Origin of the sequence: Mycetocola saprophilus (genome assembly GCF_000718085.1) — a bacterium.
GTDB lineage: Bacteria > Actinomycetota > Actinomycetes > Actinomycetales > Microbacteriaceae > Mycetocola > Mycetocola saprophilus.
The window spans coordinates 849,043-870,673 of sequence record NZ_JOEC01000002.1; the positions used below are offsets into that span (position 1 = coordinate 849,043).

The following is a 21,631-nucleotide window of genomic DNA, read 5'->3' on the forward strand; positions in this document are numbered from 1 at the left end:
GTACCCCCAAACCGGGCGACACCGGCTCAAAACGCGGGAATTCGTTTTGTTTCAGATCCTCGCGTTCTGCATACTGGCGATAATCGACCGTTGGCTGCCGCGCATGTCGGTCGAAACCTCCAGTTTCCCGTATCGCAAGGACCCCTACAATCGTGCCTCCCCAGTCAGCATTTCCCGAGACCGCGCCCCTGCCCGTTACCTCGCTTGAACACGAGGGCGTCGCGTCGCCACGTAAGCCGTTCTTTCGACGCTGGTGGGTGATTACCCTGGCGTTTCTCCTGGTGCTGGGTCTCGGATCGGCTATCGGCGGTGCCACTAGCCGAAACGATCGGGAGGCCCTCAAGGAGGAAAACGCCTCGCTGGTTGCCAAGCTCGGCGAGGCGCAGGCGCGGGTCAAGGAGCAGCAGGTGGCGGTGGACGAAGCCACCAAGGCCGCGAATGAGGCCAAGGATAAGCTGAAGGAGTCGACCTCGCTGGCCGATCAGAAGGGACGCCAGGTCACCGATTTGGAGGCACAGGTCTCCGCCCAGACCGCGCGCGTGGGCGAATTGGAGGCGGCCGTTGCCGCGGCTCAGGCTGCGGCCCAGGCAAAGGCTCCCGCCGCGCCGCAACAGTTCGCGGCCACCCCGCCCAAGACCCAGCAGCCCGCGCAGGCCCCGGCCGCTCCGCCTGCTCAGCGCGAGGTGTACTACAAGAACTGCGCCGCCGCTCGTGCCGCGGGGGCCGCTCCGGTCTACGCGGGCCAGCCCGGCTACGGACGGCACCTGGATCGCGACGGCGACGGGATCGGCTGCGAGTAGTCGCCGATCCAGAGCTGCCTAGTCGCGGGTTCCGCCGCGAGTGAGCGCCTCACCACGTCGCCTGGTCGCAGGTTCTGCCGGGACCGGGAATGAGCGCCTCACCACGGGACGGCCTGGTCGCGGGTTCGGCCCGCGCAGTGCGCCCAAGACACCACCGCCGCGATGATCAGCACGATCATCGCGGCGGTGGTGTGTTGTGCTTCGTTTAGACGTTGAGCTTTTCGCCCTCATCCAGGGTGGTGAGGGGCACCCCGGTCAGATTGTCATCTCCGAGCATCCGTCCGCTCATCTGGCGGCCCGGCTCGCTCAGCAGCAGGTCATGGATCTGGACGCTCTGGCGCGGTGCCACCGCGCGGACGTAGTCGATGGCTTCGCCGAGCTTGCCCCACGGGCCGCTGGTGGGAACCAGCAGGGTGTCCACCGGGACGCCGGGTTCGAGGTAGGCATCGCCCGGGTGGAAAACCTTACCGTCCACCAGATAGCCCACGTTGGCGACCAGCGGAATGGTCTGGTGAATGAGCGCGTGATTCTCGCCAAAAACCTCGAAATCAAAGCCGGCAACGGTGGCGCTGAACCCGGCGGAGACGGTGTGGATATTGGCCCGGTCGGCCGGCAGCTGGGCGGTCACCGAGGCGGGCGCATAGATCGGCAGGTCGGGGCGGGCCTCCAGGGCCGCCAGGACCTTTTCCTTATCAAAGTGATCACCGTGCTCGTGCGTGATCAGCACCGCGTCGGCCCCGGCCAGGAGCTCGTCGGTGTTGGTCGTGAACGTGCCCGGGTCAATCAGCAGCTCGTGTCCGTCCTTGGTCAGGGTCACGGTTGCGTGGGCGTATTTGGTGAGTTCCATCGGGATCCCTCTCATTCACTTGTCGACGTCACGATAGCGGAGGAATCTGAGCCTTAGCCGCGGGTGTTATCCACAGCAGTGTGTCGGCTCGTGAACGCACACCGGCCGGGCCCCGAAGGACCCGGCCGGTGTTCAAAACGATACTAGTTGGCGAGCAGCGCCTGCAGGCGGGCGAGGGTATCCGGCCAGCCGGTCACCTCGATCGTGCGGGCACCCATCGCGGCCACAGCGTGGTCGTTGCCGCCGGGTTGCAGCTGGTCACCGTAGAACAGCATGTCCGAGAGTTCCAGGCCGGTGGCCTCGAGCAGACGGTTCACGCCGTAGGCCTTGTCGCGGCCGCGGCGGGTGATGTCGACCGAGGTCGATCCACCGGCACGTACCTCCAGGTCCGGCAGCAGCTCGGCCACGCGGGCGCGCAGGGCTTCCTTCTTTTCTCCGGTGGGATCCCAGCCGTACTTGGCGTCCACGGGTGCCTCCTGGCCCAGGGCCGAGAAGGTGATCTGCGATTCGCGATCCTCGAGCACGTTGCCCCAGGTCTGCTCGGACCACAGGCCCAGTTCCCGGGCGGAGTCCTCGACGGCGCGCAGGGCGCGGGCCTTCTCGTCATCGCTCAGCGACTCGACATAGCGGCGGTCCCAGGCACCGTCGACAAAGCGGAAGTACTGGGTGCCACAGGTGGGCATCAGGTGCAGGTTTTCCAGGTGGGTCGCACCGGCGGATTCCAGCGCCTCGATGACCTGCGAGCGGAACTGTCCGATCTGGCCGCCGGAGATCACGGCGAGCTGGGTGCGCGGCAACAGCTGCGCAAACACCTGGGCCATCTCATCGGGCAGGCGCGTCTTGGACGGCGCCAGGGTGTCATCAAGGTCAAAGGCCAGCAGCACGGGGAGCTCGGTGGGGAGCTCGGCGTGTGCGGAATCGGTCACGGCACTCACTTGAGAAACGGTAGCATGTGCGGCTGAAATCCGCGTCCCGGCTGGCTGATGGATATCGGGTCCACGGCACCGCGCGCACCCGAAACGGCACCCGCGGCGCCTCGGATGAGACGCCGCGGGGTGGGTGAAGCGGATGAGTCGTGGCCGCTCCGGTGACTCGAACGTGACCCGCGGGGCGGGTCCTTGTTTCTCCTAGCGGGCGGCGATCCACACGGTGGTCTCACCGGGCACCTCGGTGAGGGCCTGCTCCACCGGGTCCGAGCTGGACAGCGCTACCGCATCCGGTCCCAGCGGGTAGGGCTCGGTACCGAAGTTGGTGATCACGCGCCAGCCGTTGGGGCGCACAAATTCCAGCACGTCGTCACGTCCGGTCTCCAGCCACTCCAGCGCCTCGTCGGTCTGCAGCTCGTGTCGCAGCGCCAGGGCGCGGCGATACAGGCTCAGGGTCGAGTGCGGATCGGCGGCCTCGCGGGAGACCGCATACTCGGCAAACCACGCTGGCTGGGGCAGGTGCGCCCCGGCCTCGCCGAACCCGAAGGACGGACCGGACTCGGTCCAGGGCAGCGGCACCCGGCAGCCGTCGCGCCCGATTTCGGCACCCTGGGTGCGGAAGAAGGTCGGGTCCTGGCGCTCGGCGGCCGGGATGTCCGCCACCTCGGGCAGCCCCAGCTCCTCACCCTGATACATATACGCGGACCCGGGCAGGGCCAGCAGGAACAGGCTGGCCGCGTGCGCTCGCCGCAGCCCGCCCGCGGTGTCGACCACCGGGACGGTGCCGCCGCTGAGCAACCACTGCGATCCGTGCTTGTGCAGCGGGCGTCCATCCGACCCACGCTCTGTACGGGGCAGGCCGTAGCGGGTGGCATGGCGCACCACGTCGTGATTGGAGAACACCCAGGTGGTCGAGGAACCCGAGGTGGCCGAGATGGCCAGGTTGTCGGTCACGATCCGGCGGAACTCCTCGGCATCAAAGTCGGCCTCCAGCAGGTCGAAATTGAACGCCTGACCGAGGGACTTCGGGCTCGCATACAGCGGCACCCGCGAGGGGTGCACCCACGCCTCGGCCACCGCGGTGCGTGGCGGATCGTACGAGTTGAACACCGCGCGCCACTCGGCGTAGACCTCGTGCACGTCGTCACGGTCGATGATCGGGTGGTTACCATCCTGGGGCAGCGCATCGAGCTCGGCCTGGCTGGGCAGCGGGTCGGTGAGATCCTTGGTGAGCATGTGGGCGACATCGATCCGGAAGCCGTCCACACCCCGGTCCGACCAGAACCGCAGGGTCTTCACAAAGTCCGCGCGCACCTCGGGGTGGCGCCAGTTGAGGTCGGGCTGCTCGGTCGCGAAGTGATGGAAGTACCACTGACCGTCCGCGACGCGCTCCCACGAGGGACCGCCGAAGACCGATACCCAGTCGGCGGGCGGCTGGTCGCCGTTTTCGCCGGTGCCCTCGCGGAAGATATAGCGCTCGCGGGCGGCGGATCCGCGCCCGGCCGCCAGCGCCTCCTGGAACCAGGCGTGCTGGTCGGAGGTGTGGTTCGGGACGATGTCCACCACCACGTGGATGCCGCGTGCGTGCAGGGCCGTAACCATCGCATCGAAGTCGTCCAGGGTGCCCAGGCGCGGATCCACGTTGCGGTAGTCGGCCACGTCGTAGCCCCCGTCGGCGAGAGCCGAGGGGTAGAAGGGGCTCAGCCAGACGGCGTCGATCCCGAGCTCGGCCAGATAGTCGGCGCGCGAGGTGATCCCGGGGATGTCCCCGAGCCCATCGCCGTTGGAATCGGCGAAGCTGCGCGGATAGATCTGGTACACCGCGGCCTGACGCCACCACGGTGCGGCCTCGCCGGTGCGGTCAAATACGGTTTCGGTCGGAGTAGACACGGTTTCCTTTCGGTTGAACGGTTAGCCCTTGACCGCGCCCTGGGTCACGCCCGCCATCACCCAGCGCTGGGTGAAGAGGTAGACGATGATTGCCGGGGCCATGGCCATCAGGTAGGAGGCAAAGGACACGTTGTAGTTGTTACTGAACTGGGTTTGGAAGATCGACTGGACCACCGGGAGGGTCTGCATCGCCGGATCCGAGGTGATCAGCGAGGGCATCATGAAGTCGTTCCAGGAGGCGAGGAACGCGAAGATGCCCACGGTTGCGCTCATCGGGGCCAGCAGTGGGAAGATCAGCTTCCAGAACACCTGGGAGGTGGAGGCACCGTCGATCCGAGCGCTCTCCTCGAGCTCGATCGGAATCGAGCGCAGGAACGCGGTGAACAGCAGCACGCTGAAGCTCAGCTGGAACATGATGTGCAGGATCGCGACCCCCACCGGGTTATCCAACCCGGCAAATCCGGTCAGCTGGATCTGCGGCAGCGCGAGCACCGGGAAGGGCAGGAACATTGCCGCCAGCAGGTAGAAGAAGGACCAGCGGAAGAACTTCCGGTCCCAGTTGCGGGCGATCGCGAAGGAGGCAAACGCCGCCAGCAGGATCGTTCCGGCCACGGTGAGCGCGGTCACAAACACCGAGACCGCAAACGCCTGGGGCACGTTGGTGAGGTTCCACGCCTGAACAAATCCGTCCACGCTCCACGGCGCCGGCAGCGAGAACACGTTGCCGTCCACCGCCTGGCTGGTGGTTTTGAAGGCGGTGACGATCGTGACATAGAGCGGGATGATCACGGTCACCGCACACAGCAGCAGGATGATCGTGGTGGACCAGCGTGGGCGTTCGGTGCCGATCCTGCCGGATCGACGCGGGGTCAGGGTGGTCATTAGAAGGTGTTCCTTCCCCGGGTGATCCGCAGTTGGATCAGCGAAATGAGGATGACGATAACAAAGAAGATCGTCGCGTTGGCCATCTGGTAGGCGTAGTCGCCGCCGGTGAAACCGGTGACGATGGTCATCGCGATCGAGCGGGTCGAGGTGCCCGGGCCGCCGCCGGTCAGACCGAAGATGATGTCGTAGGCGTTGAGGAAGTTCTTGAAGCCGAGGATCACGTTGATGACCACGTACCCGGCCACCAGCGGCAGGGTGATCCGCCGCAGCTGCTGCCAGCGGCCGGCACCGTCGAGGTCCGCGGCCTCATAGACCTCGGTGGGGATGGCCAGCAGACCGGCGATGTAGATCAGCAGGGTGCCGGGGATCGCCTGCCAGGCGGTGACGATCACGATGGCGATCCAGGCGAGATCGGGATTGGCGAGCAGACTCGTGGAGAGCACATCGATGCCCAGCGCCGATCCCAGCGCGGGCAGCGCGTTGGAGAACAGGAAGTTGAACACAAACGCGATGATGATGCCCGAGATGACCATCGGCACCACAAACACCGTGCGCAGGGTGGTCTTCAGCCGGATCTTCCCGGTCAGCCCCACCGCGAGTAGGAACGCCAGCGCGTTGACCAGGATCACCGTGACCAGCGCAAAGCCGAAGGTGAAGAGGTAGCTCTGCAGGATCGCCGGGTCGCCGAAGGCGGCCACATAGTTGGTGAAGCCGATGAACTTCCAGTCGCCAAACCCGATCGAGTTGGTGAAGCTGGAGACGATGCCGATGATCGCCGGGAGGGTGATTGCCAGGCTGAACAGGACCAGCGTGGGAACCAGGAACAGGTAGTAGACGCCCTCGACCCGACGGCGCGAGCGCGGGGGCCTGGGCACCGGGGCGCCGGTATTGATCAACGTCGTTGTTGCCATGATGTTGTCTCCTTGTCCCTAGCGGCGCAGGGCCAGCCGGGCCCAGTCTGCGTCGAGGGTGGCCAGGGTGCTCTTCGGATCGGCACCCAGCACGATCCCCTGCACGTAGTTTTCGGTGGGGATCGTCAGCGGGATCGCCTTGGACGCCCCCTGGTAGAAGGCGGCGCGGTCGTAGTATTCGCGCATGCCCACGATGCGGGGATCGGTGACCGGGGCCGCATCGGTGGTGGTGCCGTAGCCGAGGAATTTGGCGTTGTAGTCGTCGATCACGCTCGGCTGGAACAGATAGGTGAGGAATTCGCGGGCGGCCTTTTGATGCTTGGACGCCTCGGGGATCCAGGCGGCGAGGTCGATGTTGACCCGCACCTTCAGATCCTGGGGATTATCGGTCATCGGCAGCGGGAAGGTCCCCAGCTGAAGGTCTGGGGCGGTCTTGGCGATCTCGCCGAGCGCCCACGGCCCCTGGAAGTACATCGCCGCCTTGCCCTGGGCGAAGGCGAGGTTGCCGTCGCCGTAGCCCTTGGCCGCCGCGTCCTTATTGGTGTACTTCTGGGCGATTTCCTGCATCCGCTGGGTGGGTTCCAGCAGAGACTTCTGGAACGAGACCGCCGAGTGAGCGCCCACATCGGTGCCCTCCTTGTTCAGGCCGGCGTAGAAGTCGGCCACGTTGACCATGCCGCCCACCGCATAGTCGAACCATCCCTGGGCCACGGTCCAGGGATCCTTGAAGGTGCCGTAGATCGGGGTGATCCCGGCTGCGGTGAGCTTCTCACAGGCAGCCTGGAACTCCGCCCAGGTCTGCGGGATCGCGATGCCCTGCTCGGCGAAGATCTGCTTGTTGTAGATAACCGAGGCGGCCATGACCGAGTAGGGGAGCACACTCGTGCGGCCCCGATAGGTCGCGTACTGGTCCACCAGTTTTTGCACGTCGGGCAGGATGTGTGAGGCCTCGGGCATGTCCCCGAGATCGCTCAGCGCCCCGCGCTCCATGAACCGCGACATCTCCATGTTGTAGTTAAGGAGCCCGAGGTCCGGCGGATTGCCGCGCAGGAAGCCGGCTTGCAGATTAGCCGAGGTGTCGAGCGTGACGTGAATCCTGTTCTGCTCGGCGTTATAGGTTTTCACCAGCTCGCGGAAGTAGGGGATCGCCTCGGGCTTGGAGAGGTAGAAGCGAACGTTTTCGGGGCCGGTGGGGGCGCATCCGCTGAGTACGCCGGCGGCCACGGCCAGCGCGAGCGCGCCGGTGAGGAGTCGGCGTCGCCGCCGGGATCGTGGGGGAGCACCGGCCGCTGGGGATGCGTTGGTACTTCGTGTATTTCGGGGAGTAAAGAGAGGCACGTCATTGTCCTTCCGAGTTCCCGGGGCCGGGAACGATGTTGATCCACTGAATAAATTTAGGAACCAAATCAACTTGAGGTAGAGCATAATAGGGGGAATATCGAAAGGTCAAGCATCGTGACGAGATCCCCAGCTCCCGCCGCAACGCAGCAGCGAGCGAGCCTCCAAGCCGTCCTGGAATATGCCTGGGACGCCGACATCTTCACCGCGACCGACGCCGTGGAGGCCACCGGGCTGACCCGGTCGACCTCGATCGAGGTGATCGAACTGCTGATCGAACGCGGGCTGCTGTGCGAGCTGGATAACGCCCGGGTGGCCGGGGAGTATCGCAAGGGGCGTCCCTCGCGAAGGTTCGCGTTCTATGCCGACCGCAGCGTACTCATCGGGGTGGACGCCGGACGCTCCCACCTCACCGTGCGCGCGACCAATCTGCGCGGGGTTCTGCTTGCCCAGACCACTCGACGCCTCGATCCGAGCCATGAGAGTGCCCCCGAGCGCCGGGCCGAGATCACCGCGGCCATCGCGGACACCCTGGTCGAGGCCCGGCGCGAGCGCGCCGATATTCTCTCGATCTGTGCCGGGGTTCCCGCGCCGGTGGATGCGCGGGGGCGCTCGCCGGAGCACCGCGAGGGATTCTGGCAGCGGATGAACCCCGACCTACCCGAGCTGCTGGGGGAGTGGGCCCCCATCGTCCGGGTGGAAAACGATGCGTCCCTGGCTGCGCTCGCCGAAGGGGGCATCGGGCGGGCGCAGGGATGCGAGGACTACATCACCCTGCTGGCCGGAGACCGCCTGGGCTCGGGGGTTGTGCTCGCCGGGCGCCTGCTGCGCGGGGCGCACGGGGGTGTGGGCGAAACCGTGGCGTTTGACCACGTGCCCGAGGTGGGCGGTGCCTACGGTGTGGGCTCGCGCATTCTCGAGTGGGCCGAGGAGGGGTGGGACCGGCTGCCCGCCGATCACCCGCTGGTGCGCGCCGGACTCCCCGCGCTCAGTGCCCGGGCGGTGTTGGAACAGGCGGAGGCCGGAGATGCCTGGTCGCAGGCGATCGTGAACCGCGCCGGACACTTGCTGGCCCGGGTCGCCGCGGTGCTGGGAAGCCTGTTCAATCCGGCGCTGATCATCGTCTCGGGGTCGATCGCCGACGTGATCGAACCGGTCCTGGTGATCGCCCGGGAATCCCTGGCCGATCAGCTGGATCTTCCCGCCCCGGAGCTCGCGGCCTCCGCCCTGGGCGCGGATGTGGTAGTGCTCGGGGCCGTGTCGGGGGCGCTGAGGTCTGCACGAGCCGGGGTGCTCGCGGTGGTGCCGGCGGCCGAGCGGATTTCCACCGCGGCGGTGGCCGCCGCGACTAATAGATAGCAATAGTTATGAAATAGCCTGGCCTGGCCACTAATCTGGTGATGCCCACCTCGGAATACCCACCGAGACCCATGACCGCTCCGCGCCTCGGTACGGAGTTGAGGCTGCTTCAGGAGTTTCGTGAAAAACCCGCTCGCGTTTGTGCTGTCGTTGACCCTGCTGTTTGGCGGGACCGTGGCCCTCGGTTCCCTGGCCGCACCGAGCGCCGAGGCGGTCCCGGCTGCGGCCGCCGCGGCCGCACCCACGCTCGTGGTCGACGCCCTGCCCGTGAGCTTCCCCTATGGGCAGACCCCGGACATCACCGTGCGCCTCACCGGCGTTCCCGATGCCCTGGCGGATGCCGATTTCACCCTGGACGTGGACCTCTGGGGTAGCGGCGAGAGCGTACGAAAGTGGTCCACACCGGTGCGTGGCGACCGGGCTCTGAGCCTGAACCTGCCCCCGAACCTGCCGTATAAGCCCTATCAGCTGCGCTGGCGTGTGATCAGCCCAAACGAGCAGATCGTCGCGAACTTCACCCCGCCGAATCGCGACTTCCGGGTGGTCGGATCCACGATCGACCTCAAACTCACCGGGCTCGCGGCGAACCATCCGCTGGGCACCCCGATCACCGGAACCGTGGAGACCGCGCGTGTCCCGGTGGGGGATCGCAGCATCTCCGTCTCCCTGCTCAAGACAACCGGTGGCGTGGGAAGTAGCGTCACCAAGACGGTGGTTCCCGGCTCGAAGCGACAGATCGAGGTGACCGCCGCGCAGAAGATGTCCTTCTCGTTCGAGGACCTGGGCGAGCTGCCGGTGGGGCGCTATGACGTCTCGGTGCAGTTCCCGCAGACCGATGGGGTTCAGCCGGCCAGTACGCTGAATCCGACCCTGATCTATGCGCCGCCGATCTCGATCACCCCGATCCAGGTGCCGAGCTTTGTGTACGGCGCCGATGCGATGGCGAAGCTGCGGATCAACGGCGTCGAGGCGACCATGCGCATCGACGCGCTGAACGAGCGCGGTAACGTCTGGGGGACCACCTACCGCGATCCGGTCATGGACAATACCGAGTTCTTTGTGCCGATGCCCCCGAATCTGGAGCCGGGAAACTACACGCTGAGGCTCTCCTTCTTCGACTCGAAGCTGAAAAACGAGAGTCCGATTGCGCCGGTTCCATTTACCGTGGCAAAGATCCCCACCACGCTGACCCTGGGCGGCGGCCGTGACACGTTCGCGAGCGAGATCGCGACCCTGAGCGCCACGCTCGCCGGGGGCGAGGGCAACGTGTTCCTCGACATCACCGAGCCCGACGGCCGGGTGCGTACGGTGCCGGCGCAGAAGATCACGGATGGGGGAAGCGCGGTATACGGCTTTGAGGTGACCAAGCCCGGTGTTCATCGGGTGGTTGCGCGCTACGCCGGAGATCGCCTGCACACGGAGGCGCTGAGTGCCCCGCAGATTCTTAACGTGCTGCCGCGTCCGCTGGCGCTCTCGGTGGATCCGGCCTCCCAGAACCTGGACCAGGCCAACGCGTTCCGCGTGCAGGTTCGCGATGTGCGCGATCCGGGGGCCGGGCCCGCCGGTCGCCTGAGCTATACGGTTACGCCGCCCACCGGGGTCCCCTACTCGGGCAGCATCTATGTGATTGCCGGGGGAGTGATGATTCCGCTGCCCGCGGGGGTCACCGGGGACTTCGGGGTCGAGCTGCTGATGCCCGAGGACGGACGCAACGCCGCTGCCAGCCTCTCCACCACGGTTTCGGTCAGGCCGATTCCCGTGACGCTCGCCCCGCGGGTCGAGGGTGAGCTGCGCTACGGTGGTGGATCGGCGAGGGTCATCACGCGCGAAACCAGCCTGTTCCAGCGCGAGCACCGCACCCACACCCTGGAAATCGACGGCGTTGCCGGACCGACCTGGAACCAGACCGATGCGGGTGGCACCGAGGTGTCCAGCGACATCGAGCTACCCGAAAATCTGAGCGTGGGCGAGCACACGCTGCGGGTCATCAGTGCCGCGGATGCGCGCTTCACCCGCTCGGTCAGCGAGCCGCTGACCCTGACCGTGCACCCGGGGATCGCGCTGCCCCGCGCGGTGTTTGAGCCATCCGGCGAGCTGGATTCGGTGGGATCCCTGCGCGTGGATGTGGGACTCGACGGTGAGGCCACGGAGCCGGTTGAGGGATCGATCGAGGTGCGGGTGGGGGCGCCGAAGGCGGAGGAACCGGGCACACCGGCCCCGTCCGCCGGGGACAAGGCTGCCACCGCCGAGTCGGCGGGCGGCGCGGCCGATTCCTCCGCGGACCGAGACCCGTTTGTGCTGACCGGCACCCTGGAAAACGGGCGTTTGACGGTAGACCTGCCGGCGGACCTTCCCGAGGGTATCCTGCCCGTCTCGGTGCGGTATCTCGGATCCGAAAACGTCGCCCCTGCACACACCGAGTTCTCGCTGCTGAGCTTTGCCGACCCCGGCCAGCCGGTGCCCGAGGACACCGGGATCACCGTGGGAATCGGGGCTCCGCGCCTGCACCCGGGGGATCGTCAGACGCTTCGGTTGAGCGGCCTGCCCGCGAACTCGGCCGCCGCCGCGGTGCTGTTCAGCGACGCCCGCAAGCTGGGAACCGTGCACGTAGATGAGGACGGCATCGGCACCCTGACCTTCCCCATCCCCGCCGATCTGTCCCTGGGTACCCACCGGGTGGAGGTGCGCACCGAGGTGGGCATCTTCGCCGCCGCGTTCGCGGTGGAGGCCCCGGTGATCATCGAGCCGACACCCGAACCGACACCCTCGCCCGAGCCGAGTCTCGCCCCTGGCACCTCGCCCGAGCCGAGTCTCGCCCCTGGCACCTCGCCCGCTCAGCCGGGTGACCCGACGACGTCGCCCCTTTCGGGTGCCGCCCCCGACTGGGCCGCGCTCCCGGGGACCGGAACCTCACCCGGACTTGCCGCGCTGCTGGGGCTTGCCCTGGTGGGGGCGGGACTCGTGGTTGGCACCCTCCTACGTCGGCGCCGTCATGGGCCTACTAACATGGGGGCATGACGACGCGCGCGAACCCCGGATCGGCCCGTTCGCCCCGGCGATCTCGCGACGCAGTGGTTCGGCCCACGCCCCCACAGGCCCGGCCCGAGGAGATCGACTTTAGTATTGCCGGGCAGGCGGAGGTCACGCCGTATCCCATCGAGTGGGAACCGCACACCCATCCGATCCACGAGTTGCTGTGGGTGCGCTCGGGGGTGATGACCACCGGGATCGGACGGGAACGCTATACGCTGCCCCGCAACATTGGGATCTGGATTCCCGCGGGGATCGAGCACCACGGACGGGTTAGCGGGGGAGCGGAGTTCCAGGCGAGCTTCTTCAACCCGGAAACCAGCACGTTCAACCCGCGGGTTCCGGTGTGTGTGGAGATCACCCCACTGCTGCACGAACTTCTGATGCACCTGTCGCAGGAGGGCCTCGGGTCGGCGCAGCGCGAGCGTGCCGAGGGGTTGGTATTTGACCTGCTCGCGCCCACCGCGATCCCGCTGAACCTGCCGATGCCCGAGGATGAGCGTCTGCGCCCGATCGCCGAGGCTCTGCTTGCCGATCCCGCCGATCCGCGCAGCATCGAGGACTGGGCGCGCTCCCTGGGATGCAGCGCCCGCACCCTCGCCCGGGCGTTCGAATCCGAGCTGGATCAGACCTTCGGATCCTGGCGTCAGCATGCCCGGGTCCACGCGGCGCTCGGCCCGCTGAGTGACGGGGTCAGTGTGGCCGATGCGGCGGCGAGTGTGGGCTATCACAACGCCAGCTCGTTTATCGCGGTCTTTGATCGGATCATGGGCACCACGCCGGGTCGCTACCGCGGTGTCCGGCCCGCCCGGAACGGAATCGCGAATGAGTAACCGCAACACCCTGATCATCGACGGTGACCTGCTGCGTGTGCGGCCCCGCGGCCTGGATCGTTTCTGGTGCTTCCGCCGCGAACTCGCGGTCCCGCTGGCCTCGATCCGCGAGGTGCGGGTGCTGCCCAAAAAGGGCGTGGCGCGCGGGCTGCGCACGCTCGGCGCGGATCTCGGATTTAAGATTTCAGGGACCTACTATGCCGAGGGATCCGTGAACTTCTGGAACTATCGCGCCGGAGGTCCGCTGCTGGCGATCACCCTGTCGCCCGCGCAGGAGGGGTTCACCCATCTGTTTCTGTCGGTGGGGGATCCGGAAGAGCTGCGCGAGCGGATCGAGAAAACCCGCGCAGCCCGCACATAGGCAGCGGATAATTAGTGCGGGCGGGTACTGAGGACCAGGCGTCCGGCCACCTCGCGGCTTTCGATCCGGCAATCGGGTTGTCCGAAACGCTGCCGCGCCGAGCGGAATAGTCTCGGCCCGCCGCCGCCGCCGCCGCCGCCGCCGCCGCCGCCGCCGCCGCCGCCGCCGCCGCCGCCGCCGCCGCCGGTGTCCGGTTTGCCAGATCCGCTGTCAGTCTTTGGTGATTGCGTCATGAATTGACCGCCTATAGCCTTGAAGTTAGGTAAGGCTGGGCTGAATTCGCGCTCGGTCATCGAAAGACAAGAGACCCCCGCATGAGCGCACTTCCGGTGCCCCGTGCCGCGAAAAGCGCGCACGGCACACTCAGATCGGCACGCTCGCGTACCCTCATCCTGATTCTCGGAATCATCATCCTGGTGCTGCTGGCGGCGCTGAGCCTGTTCGTTGGCTCGGGGCGGCTCAGCGTCGCGCAAACCTGGGCGGCGCTCACCGGGGGACAGGTGGACGCGACCGGGATCATCGTGCGCGACTATCGCGTTCCGCGCACCATCCTGGCACTGATCGTCGGGGCCGGGCTCGGAGCCAGCGGCGCGCTGATCCAGGCGATCACCCGCAATCCGCTCGCCGACCCCGGCATCCTCGGGGTCAACGCCGGCTCCTACCTGTGCGTGGTCATCGGTGCCGCGTTCTTCGGCGCGGGCGGCACGCTCGGCCAGGTGTGGTGGGCGCTCGGCGGGGCGCTGGTCACCAGCGTCGCGGTGTATCTGATCGGGACAGCCGGACGCCACGGTGCCAGCCCGGTCCAACTCGTTCTCACCGGTGTTGCGCTCGGGGCGATCTTCACCGGCATCAGCTCGGCGATCACCCTGCTCACGCCCGAGGCCTTCGACAAGCTGCGCTTCTGGGCCGCCGGATCCCTGCAGGGACGCCAGATGGACACCGTGATCGCCGTCGCACCCTTCCTTGTTCTGGGACTTCTGATCGCGCTCACCCTGTCTTCCTCGCTCAACGCGCTCGCCCTCGGCGACGAGGTTGCCCGCTCGCTGGGAACCCGGGTCGCGCTGCTGCGCGCCGTCTCGATCATCGTGATCACCGTGCTCTGCGGGGCCTCCACTGCCGCCGTCGGACCGATCGGCTTCCTCGGACTGATGGCCCCCCACGCGGTGCGCTCCCTGGTGGGACCGGATCAGCGCTGGGTCATTCCGCTGAGCATGATCGGCGCGCCCATCATCTTCCTCGCCGCCGACATGATCGGCCGTGTGCTGGTGCAGTCGGAGCTGCCGGTGGGGATCGTCACGGCGTTCCTCGGAGCCCCGATCCTGATCTGGCTCGTGCGCCGAAAGGAGGCGAAAGGACTGTGAATCCGGCACCGATCGTCACGGCACTGTGTTTGTCACACCCCGGCACCCCGATCCTGATCTGGCTCGTGCGCCGAAAGGAGGCGAAGGGACTGTGAATACCCCCACTCTGCGCGCCTCGGGCGAGCGCGTTGTCCGCGTGCGCGGTCTGAGCCTGCGCATCCACCGTCGTTCGTTCTGGGTCGGCCTCGCCTGCCTGATCGTCGCCCTCGGCGCGGCCGGCTATTCGCTCACCATCGGCGATCTGCCGCTGTCCCTGGGCGACGTCTGGGCGGCGCTCACCGGCCATGCCGATCCGGGAACCACCCGGATCGTCCTGGACTGGCGACTCCCGCGCGTGCTGATGGCACTCTTCGGCGGAATCGCCCTGGCGATGAGCGGCGCGGTGTTCCAAACCCTTACCGGCAACCCGCTCGGCAGCCCCGACATCATCGGCTTCAACACCGGGGCGTATACCGGCGCGCTGCTCTCGATGCTTGTGATCGGCGGCGGATCCACCGGGACCACGGTGGGCGCGCTGATCGGTGGCACCGCAACCGGCGCGCTGGTGTACCTGCTGGCGCTGCGCCACGGCCTGCACGGCTACCGACTGATCGTGATCGGCATCGGGGTCAGCGCGATGCTCGGGGCGATCAACTCCTATCTGATGATCACGGTCAAACTCGAGGCCGCGATCACCGCCCAGGTGTGGGGTGCGGGCTCTCTCAACACGATCCGCTGGATCGATCTGACCCCCACCATCCTGATCACCCTGATCTGCCTCCCGCCGCTGCTCGCGCTCTGGCGTCAGGCAGGAATGCTGGGCCTCGGCGTGGAGACGGCCTCGGGACGCGGCGTGAACGTCAAACTCCTCCGGGTTGCGCTGCTCGTGCTCGGCGTGGTGTTGACCGCCGCCGTCACCGCGGTGGCCGGACCGATCGCGTTTGTCGCGCTGGTCGCCCCACAGATCGCGCTCCGCCTCTGCCGCGGCCCCGGAATCCCGCTGCTGCCCACCGCGTTCCTCGGGGCCGCCCTCCTCGTGATCAGCGATCTGGTCGCCCGTACCCTGCTCGCCCCGGTCCAGCTCCCGGTCGGCGTGGTCACCGTGGTACTCGGCGGCGGATACCTCGTCTGGATGCTGATCTCCCGTCTGCGAAAGGCCTAACCCATGGCACCCGAATCCACTCTCGAAGCCGTTGCCCTGCGGGTTGGCTATGGCCAGAACCCGATCCTGCCCGAGCTCAGCGTCACCATTCCGCCGGGATCGTTCACGGTGATCGTGGGACCCAACGCGTGTGGCAAGTCCACGCTGCTGAAGTCTCTCGCCCGGATCCTCCCGGTCGAGTCCGGCCGGGTGCTGCTGGACGGCGCGGACATCAAGGCACTGCGGACCAAGGAGCTGGCGCGCCGGGTGGGACTGCTGCCGCAGTCCTCGGTGGCCCCCGAGGCGATCACCGTGATCGACCTGGTGTCACGGGGGCGGCATCCGCACCAGGGTGTGTTCAGACAGTGGTCCGCCGAGGACGAGGCGAAGGTTGCCCGCGCGCTGGAGGACACCGGACTGACCGACCTAGCCTCGGCCACCGTGGACCGGCTTTCCGGCGGGCAGCGCCAGCGCGTGTGGATCGCGATGGTCCTCGCCCAGGACACCCCGATTGTGTTGCTGGATGAGCCCACGACCTTCCTCGACCTGGCCCACCAGATCGAGGTCCTGGAGCTGTGCGCCCGGCTGCACCGCGACGGCCGCACCCTGGTCGCCGTGCTGCACGACCTCAACCAGGCCGCCCGCTATGCGACGCATCTGATCGCACTACACGAGGGCCAGATCGTCGCCGAGGGTGCCCCGGCCGTGGTGCTGACCGAGGACACCGTCGAGCGGGTCTTCGGGGTGCGTGCCCGGATCATCCCCGATCCCGAAACCGGAACCCCGCTGATCGTGCCGCGGGCGCACGGGGCGGTCGCCGCCTCCGCCGGAACCGGAACCATCACCGGCACCTCCGTTCCCGAACCCGAACACATCTGATCCGCGCCCAATCCGCGCTCACCCCTAGCCTTTCCCGTCCGAACCATTCCCGAGAGAAAGAGGAATCATGTCCCGTACCTCCCTGGTGCGTCGCACCCTGACCGCCCTGGCGGCGCTCACCGTGGCCGGGCTCGCGCTGACCGCGTGTGCCACCGGCGAAAACGTGGGTGACAAACCCGCCTCCGGCGACCTCCTCGCCTCGGTGGACACCAACTTTGGCAAGATCGACATCCCCAAGCCCAAGGACGGCAAGCAGCTGCGCGTCGTCGCACTGGGCTGGTCCGATGGCGAGGTGGCACTCTCGCTCGGCGTGAAGCCGGTGGCAATCTACGACTGGCAGTCCTTCGGCGAGAAGAACAAGGGGGTGGGACCCTGGGCCACCGCCGAGTTTGGGAAGGACACCCCGGTGCTGATCCCGCGCACCGACGCAACCCTCAACTATGAGCAGATCCAGTCCCTCAACCCCGACGTGATCCTCAACGTGCGGGCGGCCCTGGACGAGAAGGTGTGGCAGCGGCTGAACGAGATCGCCCCGACCGTGAGCGCCGTCAAGGGCACCCCGGACTACGCGGTCAAGTGGACCGATCACACCCGGATGATCGCCAAGGTACTGGGCAAGGAAAAGGAGGGTGAAACCCTGATCAAGGGCCTCGAGGATAAGATCGCCACCATCCGCAGCGAGCACCCCGAGTTTGCCGGAAAGACCTTCACCTCGGGCTCCAAATTTGGTGACGCCTACGGTGCGAGCCTGCCCGGCGACGCCCGCTTCGACCTGTACGGCGACCTCGGGTTTGTGCTGAACCCGGCGATCAAGGCGCTGCCCGCGCAGGGATTCTACGCCCCGGTCTCGGTTGAGCAGGTCCCGGCGATGGACGCGGACACCGCGGTCCTCACCACGATCGGTTACCCGCTGCAGGCCATCAAGGATGACGCGCTGATCCAGGCGCTGCCGATGGTCAAGGACGGTCGCGCGATCTTCGCCGACCCCGAGGGCATCGTCATGGCCGGCTCCAGCGCCGGGACCATCCGCGCGCTGGAACTGACCCTGGATGAGGTCGTCCCGCAGCTGGCCGACTCGGTCGCCAAACTCGGTAAGTAACCCCGCAGAAAAAGCCGGCCGGATCTCGAGGATCCGGCCGGCTTTATTGTGCCCGAGACTACTCGGCGGGGGCACCGAAGTCGGCCACCAGCGGGTCGGCACCCACCCGGCCGGTCTGCGGCAGGTGGGTGATCCGCGCGAGCTCCTCGGCGCTCAGCTCGAAGTCGAACACCTGAATGTTCTCGGAGATCCGCGCCTCGGAGAGCGACTTGGGGATCACGATCAGGCCGTTCTGCAGGTGCCAGCGGATGATGACCTGCGCGGCCGAGCGGCCGTGGGCGGCGGCGATCTCGGCGATCACCGGATCGGTCAGCACGGTGTTGGGCTTGCTGCCCGGACCCCAGCCGGAGTTTGAGGTGCCACCCAGCGGGCTCCACGAGGTGATCGCGGTGCCGTCGGTCAGCGCGCGCTCGCGCAGCTCGTCCTGGTTGAACCCGGGGTGCAGCTCGATCTGGTTGACCGCGGGCACGCTGGCCCCGGCCGCCCGCAGCTGGTCGAGGTGGACCTGCTCAAAGTTGGAGACGCCGATCGAGCGCACCCGACCAGAGTCGCGGATCTCCTCGAGCGCGCGCCAGGTGTCGATGCGGCGCTGGTCGTTCTGCAGCGGCCAGTGGATCAGGTACAGGTCGACATAGTCGAGGCCCAGTTTGTCCAGGCTCACCGAGAACGCGTCGAGGGTCTGCTGATAGCCCTGGTCCTGGTTGCGCAGCTTGGTGGTGACAAACAGGTCGTCCCGGTCCAGGCCCGCGCGGGCGATCGCGCGCCCCACACCGGCCTCATTCTCGTAGCCTGCGGCCGTATCAATGTGGGTGTATCCGGCCTCGGCGAGGGCATAGTGCACCACGCGCTCGGCCTCATCGTCGGTGGCCTGCCAGACGCCGAGGCCCAGCTGGGGCATCTGACGACCGGAGTTGAGCAGGATCTGCGGGATGGAAAGGGTCATAGGGGAGTCTCCAAAAGCCGAGTGACGTCGCCGAAGCGCGGCGTATCCCTCAGCCTATGCCCGTCGCCTCGAAGCTGCCAGCGTGTGGCGGGTCGTGTTACGACCGACTGCTGCGGTGTTCGTGGATCGCCTCGAGCGTGGTGAGCAGCGTCTGGGCCGAGCGCGCCCAGCTGAACGTCTTGATGTGTGCGGTCCCGGCGGCCACGAGTTCGGCGCGGCGCGCATCATCATCGAGTTCGAGGATGCGGGCGGCCGCCTGCGAGGGGGCGTTGACGTCGAAGTAGAGGGCACCGTCCCCGGCAACCTCGCGGAAGATCGGCATATCGCTGATGACCGCGGGCACGCCGAGCTCCAGGGCCTCGGCCACCGGAAGTCCGTAGCCCTCGTCCTTACTGGCGGTCACCAGGATCGCCCGGTTCTGCAGCATGGCCTCGTACTCGGCGTCGGTCACCCCGTTGTGGAAGATCACGCTGGCACCGGTGGGGATCAGCTCCTCAAGCTCGGCCCGACGCTCGGGGGTGATCCGGCTCAGCAGGTGCAGGGTGTGCTCGGGTAGGTCTCCCATCGCCCGAATCAGCGTTTCCACGTTTTTATAGGGCATAAACGAGCCCATGTAGACGAGGTTGCGCGGGGCCCGGGAGGTGTCGGCGAGCGGGGCATCGCCGCGCGGCTGCGGGGCGTTGGGAATCACCACAACCGGGCGTCGGGTGAGCTTCACCCGCTCAAAATCGGCCTTCGAGGTCTCGCTCACGGTGGCCACCACGTCGGCGGCATTCAGCGTGATGCGCTGCGGCAGGTAGGACAGGTGGAATGCCCGCCAGCCGAGCCGAATCGGCCACGCCAGGTTTTTCGGCGGGGTGCGGTGGCGGTAGTAGATCATGTCGTGCAGGGTCAGCACGAGGCCAAACTTTCGCCCGGCGGCACCGATGGTCTGCATCGCCGAGAACACCACGTCGGGGCGGTAGCGGTTGAGGATGCGCGCGGTGAAGGGCTCGCGCCAGGAGGTCGGCGCATGGATCAGCAGGGTGTCCGCGCCCGCGGGCAGCGAGTCGCGCTGGGCCGGATCGTGGATCAGGAAGGTCACCGGGGTGAGCTCGGACAGCGCCGCCGCCAGGCTGGCCGAATAGCGGCTGATCCCGTCGTGAAAATCGGTACGGATGTAGCGTGCATCGAACAGGATCTTCATCCCCCGAGCCTATCAGCGCACCGCCGCTCACACGCCAAAGCCCCCGGCCGCTGGGCGACCGGGGGCGTGTGGAAATGTTGTTGGGGACTTAGCGTGCGCGGGCGGGGCGGGTGGAGCGGCTGGTGATGACCTCACCGGGCTTGATCAGGCCCATCTTGACCGCGCGGTTGTTGATGGCGAAGCGCTGCACGGCGAGCATCAGGGCCAGGTAGAAGGTCAGGGTGGCAACACCCAGACCATCGGTCACAAAGATGTCGACCAGGAGGTGCTGTCCGATACCCACCAGCCAGAGCACACCGGTGACCCAGGATCCCTGACGCATCGCGGTGCCGTTGTCCGACCAGAGGCGCACGGTGTGGGCGCGGTACAGGGCGATGCCGGCACCGATCGCGATGCTCACCAGGGTGAGCAGAACGTCACCGACGGTCAGAGGGTGATCGGCCAGAAACCCGTAGGCGCGGGCCACACCGATGATCGCCAGGATGATCCACAGCTTGTGGGAGGTGGTGAGGGGCTTGACCCGCAGCTGGTTGGTGAGTAGCCAGGCGAAGATGACGACGCTAATAACAACATTGATCAGAATTTCCATGTCTTCAGTCTGCTCGGGGGACCCCACCGGGCGGATCAACCATCCGGGTGGAGAAACGGGTGGAGATCAAGGTCGAAGCCGACTTTTGGCGGGCGGATCGCGCATGATGGACTCATGAGCCTGACCAGTCCCGCCCCCGCGCACCGGCACTCCGACCGTGTGGTGAGCCCCGGGCGCACCCTCGCGCGGATGATCGTGCACCTCTTCGGGGTCGTGGCTGCGGTGGCCGCGACCCTGGGTTTGGCCGGGCCGTATGCCACCCAGACCCCCGCGATTGTGCTCACGCTGATCGCCTGCGCGCTGTGGTGCGTGGCGGCCTTTTACTGGCCGAGGCTCAGCGATGTGCAGTTTTTCCGCGCCTGGTCGCTGATCGTGATCCTCGGAGGAGTCGCCGGTGGGCTGGGCTCGGGTGGGGCTTCGATCGTGGTGCCGGTGGCGGTGTTTGTGCTGCTGGGATCGCCGTGGATTCCGATTCCGCGCACGCTCTGGGTTGGGGCGATCGGGCTTGCGGGCTACCTCATTGCGCGCCTGTTTGCCCCGGGGATTGAACCCAACGATCTGCCGCTGCTGATCAGCCTGGTCGGGGTGGTGGGCGTCTCGCTGATGCGTCGGATGGCTTCCACCGAACGCGCGGCCGACCGTGCGCTGCTCGTGCAGCGGGCGGAAACCGCGGCGCTCGCCGAACGAACCCGGTTGGCGCGGGACCTGCACGATGTGCTGGCCCACTCGCTGGGCGGACTGGTCATGCAGCTGGACGCGATCGATGTGATCGCTGAGGCCCAGTCGGCCGATCCGGCGCTGCGCGAGCGCATCCGCGGCGCACGCACCCTCGCCCAGGAGGGGCTGGAGGACGCGCGCCGGGCGGTGGCCGCGCTGCGTGAATCCGGCTCGCTGGCCGAGGCCCTGGACACCCTGAAACGGCACGCGGATGCGCTGGGTCACGCGGTCACCATCGAGACCGAGGGTGACCTGGACACCGTGCCCGCGGCGGTCACCGAGGCGCTGCGGGCGGCCGTGACGGAGGCCCTGACAAACGCGCGTAAGCATGCTCCCGGAGCGCCCAGTAACGTGCGGGTGGAAACCTCGGTGCACCGGGTGCTGGTGCGGATCTCCACCGGCGCCCCGGTAGCCGGGGCTGCCGGGTCGGCAATCCCCTCGGGCGGTCACGGCCTGGGCGGCCTGCGCGAGCGATTTAGTGCCCTAGGCGGGACACTGAGCGCGGGCGAGGTGGAGGGCGACTGGGTGGTCTTCGGCGAAATCGAGTATCGCTAATG

Annotated in this window: 20 protein-coding genes; 10 read left to right on the forward strand and 10 right to left on the reverse strand. The window is 67.3% G+C overall.

The genetic code is table 11. The annotated features are described in order from the left end of the window. The first annotated feature begins 152 nt into the window (after nucleotides 1-152). On the forward strand, nucleotides 153-800 hold the full coding sequence (locus IE92_RS18940) for an excalibur calcium-binding domain-containing protein (RefSeq protein ID WP_052367293.1): 648 nt from the start codon (nucleotides 153-155) through the stop codon (nucleotides 798-800). Between the two features lie 205 nt (nucleotides 801-1,005). On the opposite strand, the gene IE92_RS0109685 is transcribed toward IE92_RS18940, so the two are convergent. The 6 genes from IE92_RS0109685 to IE92_RS0109710 form a co-directional block, all read right to left on the reverse strand. Beyond that, a complete protein-coding gene (locus IE92_RS0109685) occupies nucleotides 1,006-1,647 on the reverse strand; it encodes an MBL fold metallo-hydrolase (RefSeq protein WP_030148297.1) in 642 nt (213 codons plus the stop codon). 143 nt (nucleotides 1,648-1,790) lie between these two features. After that, nucleotides 1,791-2,573: an HAD-IIB family hydrolase gene (locus IE92_RS0109690; protein WP_051701783.1), complete on the reverse strand. Its 783-nt coding sequence runs from the start codon at nucleotides 2,571-2,573 to the stop codon at nucleotides 1,791-1,793. 201 nt (nucleotides 2,574-2,774) lie between these two features. After that, on the reverse strand, nucleotides 2,775-4,463 hold the full coding sequence (locus tag IE92_RS0109695; protein ID WP_030148299.1) for a glycoside hydrolase family 13 protein: 1,689 nt from the start codon (nucleotides 4,461-4,463) through the stop codon (nucleotides 2,775-2,777). Between the two features lie 21 nt (nucleotides 4,464-4,484). After that, a complete protein-coding gene (locus IE92_RS0109700; protein ID WP_030148300.1) occupies nucleotides 4,485-5,345 on the reverse strand; it encodes a carbohydrate ABC transporter permease in 861 nt (286 codons plus the stop codon). Then, entirely contained in the window at nucleotides 5,345-6,259 is a 915-nt protein-coding gene (locus tag IE92_RS0109705) for a carbohydrate ABC transporter permease (protein ID WP_030148301.1), read from the reverse strand. Before IE92_RS0109705 ends, IE92_RS0109700 begins: the two co-directional genes overlap by 1 nt. Nucleotides 6,260-6,277: 18 nt before the next feature. Next, nucleotides 6,278-7,597 (reverse strand): ABC transporter substrate-binding protein, encoded by a 1,320-nt coding sequence (locus tag IE92_RS0109710; RefSeq protein ID WP_425411827.1) that lies wholly within the window; start codon nucleotides 7,595-7,597, stop codon nucleotides 6,278-6,280. A 117-nt stretch (nucleotides 7,598-7,714) separates the two neighbouring features. On the opposite strand from IE92_RS0109710, the gene IE92_RS0109715 reads away from it, so the two are divergent. From IE92_RS0109715 to IE92_RS0109730, 4 genes are all read left to right on the forward strand, one after another. Continuing rightward, nucleotides 7,715-8,956, forward strand: a complete 1,242-nt coding sequence (locus IE92_RS0109715; RefSeq protein ID WP_051701628.1) for an ROK family protein — start codon at nucleotides 7,715-7,717, stop codon at nucleotides 8,954-8,956. A 120-nt stretch (nucleotides 8,957-9,076) separates the two neighbouring features. Next, nucleotides 9,077-11,974 (forward strand): hypothetical protein, encoded by a 2,898-nt coding sequence (locus IE92_RS16680; protein ID WP_043321565.1) that lies wholly within the window; start codon nucleotides 9,077-9,079, stop codon nucleotides 11,972-11,974. Then, nucleotides 11,971-12,819 (forward strand): helix-turn-helix transcriptional regulator, encoded by an 849-nt coding sequence (locus IE92_RS0109725; RefSeq protein WP_030148304.1) that lies wholly within the window; start codon nucleotides 11,971-11,973, stop codon nucleotides 12,817-12,819. Before IE92_RS16680 ends, IE92_RS0109725 begins: the two co-directional genes overlap by 4 nt. Further along, the gene (locus IE92_RS0109730; RefSeq protein ID WP_051701627.1) at nucleotides 12,812-13,180 is read left to right on the forward strand and encodes a hypothetical protein; all 369 of its coding nucleotides are present in this window, start codon (nucleotides 12,812-12,814) and stop codon (nucleotides 13,178-13,180) included. The genes IE92_RS0109725 and IE92_RS0109730 overlap by 8 nt, the downstream gene beginning before the upstream one ends. Before the next feature lie 11 nt (nucleotides 13,181-13,191). Here the strand turns inward: IE92_RS0109730 and IE92_RS18325 are convergent, their stop codons facing one another. Beyond that, nucleotides 13,192-13,473: a hypothetical protein gene (locus IE92_RS18325; RefSeq protein WP_156027493.1), complete on the reverse strand. Its 282-nt coding sequence runs from the start codon at nucleotides 13,471-13,473 to the stop codon at nucleotides 13,192-13,194. Between the two features lie 21 nt (nucleotides 13,474-13,494). Here IE92_RS18325 and IE92_RS0109735 point away from each other — a divergent pair, with 21 nt between their 5' ends. From IE92_RS0109735 to IE92_RS0109755, 4 genes are all read left to right on the forward strand, one after another. Further along, nucleotides 13,495-14,541, forward strand: coding sequence for a FecCD family ABC transporter permease (locus tag IE92_RS0109735; RefSeq protein ID WP_030148306.1), 1,047 nt, complete (start codon nucleotides 13,495-13,497; stop codon nucleotides 14,539-14,541). Between the two features lie 91 nt (nucleotides 14,542-14,632). Beyond that, entirely contained in the window at nucleotides 14,633-15,682 is a 1,050-nt protein-coding gene (locus IE92_RS0109745; protein ID WP_156027494.1) for a FecCD family ABC transporter permease, read from the forward strand. 3 nt (nucleotides 15,683-15,685) lie between these two features. Beyond that, nucleotides 15,686-16,540 carry an ABC transporter ATP-binding protein gene (locus IE92_RS0109750; protein WP_051701626.1) on the forward strand — a complete coding sequence of 285 codons (855 nt, stop codon included), beginning with the start codon at nucleotides 15,686-15,688 and terminating at the stop codon, nucleotides 16,538-16,540. A 67-nt stretch (nucleotides 16,541-16,607) separates the two neighbouring features. After that, on the forward strand, nucleotides 16,608-17,639 hold the full coding sequence (locus tag IE92_RS0109755; protein WP_030149645.1) for an iron-siderophore ABC transporter substrate-binding protein: 1,032 nt from the start codon (nucleotides 16,608-16,610) through the stop codon (nucleotides 17,637-17,639). A 58-nt stretch (nucleotides 17,640-17,697) separates the two neighbouring features. Here the strand turns inward: IE92_RS0109755 and IE92_RS0109760 are convergent, their stop codons facing one another. The 3 genes from IE92_RS0109760 to IE92_RS0109770 all read right to left on the reverse strand — a co-directional run bounded on the left by IE92_RS0109760 (nucleotide 17,698) and on the right by IE92_RS0109770 (nucleotide 20,357). After that, nucleotides 17,698-18,582: an aldo/keto reductase gene (locus tag IE92_RS0109760; protein WP_030148310.1), complete on the reverse strand. Its 885-nt coding sequence runs from the start codon at nucleotides 18,580-18,582 to the stop codon at nucleotides 17,698-17,700. Between the two features lie 97 nt (nucleotides 18,583-18,679). Beyond that, nucleotides 18,680-19,768, reverse strand: coding sequence for a glycosyltransferase family 4 protein (locus IE92_RS0109765; RefSeq protein WP_030148311.1), 1,089 nt, complete (start codon nucleotides 19,766-19,768; stop codon nucleotides 18,680-18,682). Nucleotides 19,769-19,856: 88 nt separating this feature from the next. Beyond that, nucleotides 19,857-20,357, reverse strand: a complete 501-nt coding sequence (locus IE92_RS0109770; RefSeq protein ID WP_030148312.1) for a hypothetical protein — start codon at nucleotides 20,355-20,357, stop codon at nucleotides 19,857-19,859. Nucleotides 20,358-20,471: 114 nt separating this feature from the next. Between IE92_RS0109770 and IE92_RS17335 the strand changes: the two genes are divergently transcribed. Then, nucleotides 20,472-21,629 (forward strand): sensor histidine kinase, encoded by a 1,158-nt coding sequence (locus tag IE92_RS17335; protein WP_051701625.1) that lies wholly within the window; start codon nucleotides 20,472-20,474, stop codon nucleotides 21,627-21,629. Nucleotides 21,630-21,631 lie beyond the last annotated feature (2 nt).

Bases quoted from the DNA above. Each gene is read 5' to 3' on its own strand.
- IE92_RS0109725 (WP_030148304.1), top strand. From the start codon at position 11,971: ATGACGACGCGCGCGAACCCCGGATCGGCCCGTTCGCCCCGGCGATCT.
- IE92_RS0109705 (WP_030148301.1), bottom strand. From the start codon at position 6,259: ATGGCAACAACGACGTTGATCAATACCGGCGCCCCGGTGCCCAGGCCC.
- IE92_RS0109750 (WP_051701626.1), top strand. From the start codon at position 15,686: ATGGCACCCGAATCCACTCTCGAAGCCGTTGCCCTGCGGGTTGGCTAT.
- IE92_RS0109755 (WP_030149645.1), top strand. From the start codon at position 16,608: ATGTCCCGTACCTCCCTGGTGCGTCGCACCCTGACCGCCCTGGCGGCG.
- IE92_RS0109770 (WP_030148312.1), bottom strand. From the start codon at position 20,357: ATGGAAATTCTGATCAATGTTGTTATTAGCGTCGTCATCTTCGCCTGG.
- IE92_RS0109735 (WP_030148306.1), top strand. From the start codon at position 13,495: ATGAGCGCACTTCCGGTGCCCCGTGCCGCGAAAAGCGCGCACGGCACA.
- IE92_RS0109700 (WP_030148300.1), bottom strand. From the start codon at position 5,345: ATGACCACCCTGACCCCGCGTCGATCCGGCAGGATCGGCACCGAACGC.
- IE92_RS0109765 (WP_030148311.1), bottom strand. From the start codon at position 19,768: ATGAAGATCCTGTTCGATGCACGCTACATCCGTACCGATTTTCACGAC.
- IE92_RS0109760 (WP_030148310.1), bottom strand. From the start codon at position 18,582: ATGACCCTTTCCATCCCGCAGATCCTGCTCAACTCCGGTCGTCAGATG.
- IE92_RS17335 (WP_051701625.1), top strand. From the start codon at position 20,472: ATGAGCCTGACCAGTCCCGCCCCCGCGCACCGGCACTCCGACCGTGTG.
- IE92_RS18325 (WP_156027493.1), bottom strand. From the start codon at position 13,473: ATGACCGAGCGCGAATTCAGCCCAGCCTTACCTAACTTCAAGGCTATA.
- IE92_RS0109730 (WP_051701627.1), top strand. From the start codon at position 12,812: ATGAGTAACCGCAACACCCTGATCATCGACGGTGACCTGCTGCGTGTG.
- IE92_RS0109685 (WP_030148297.1), bottom strand. From the start codon at position 1,647: ATGGAACTCACCAAATACGCCCACGCAACCGTGACCCTGACCAAGGAC.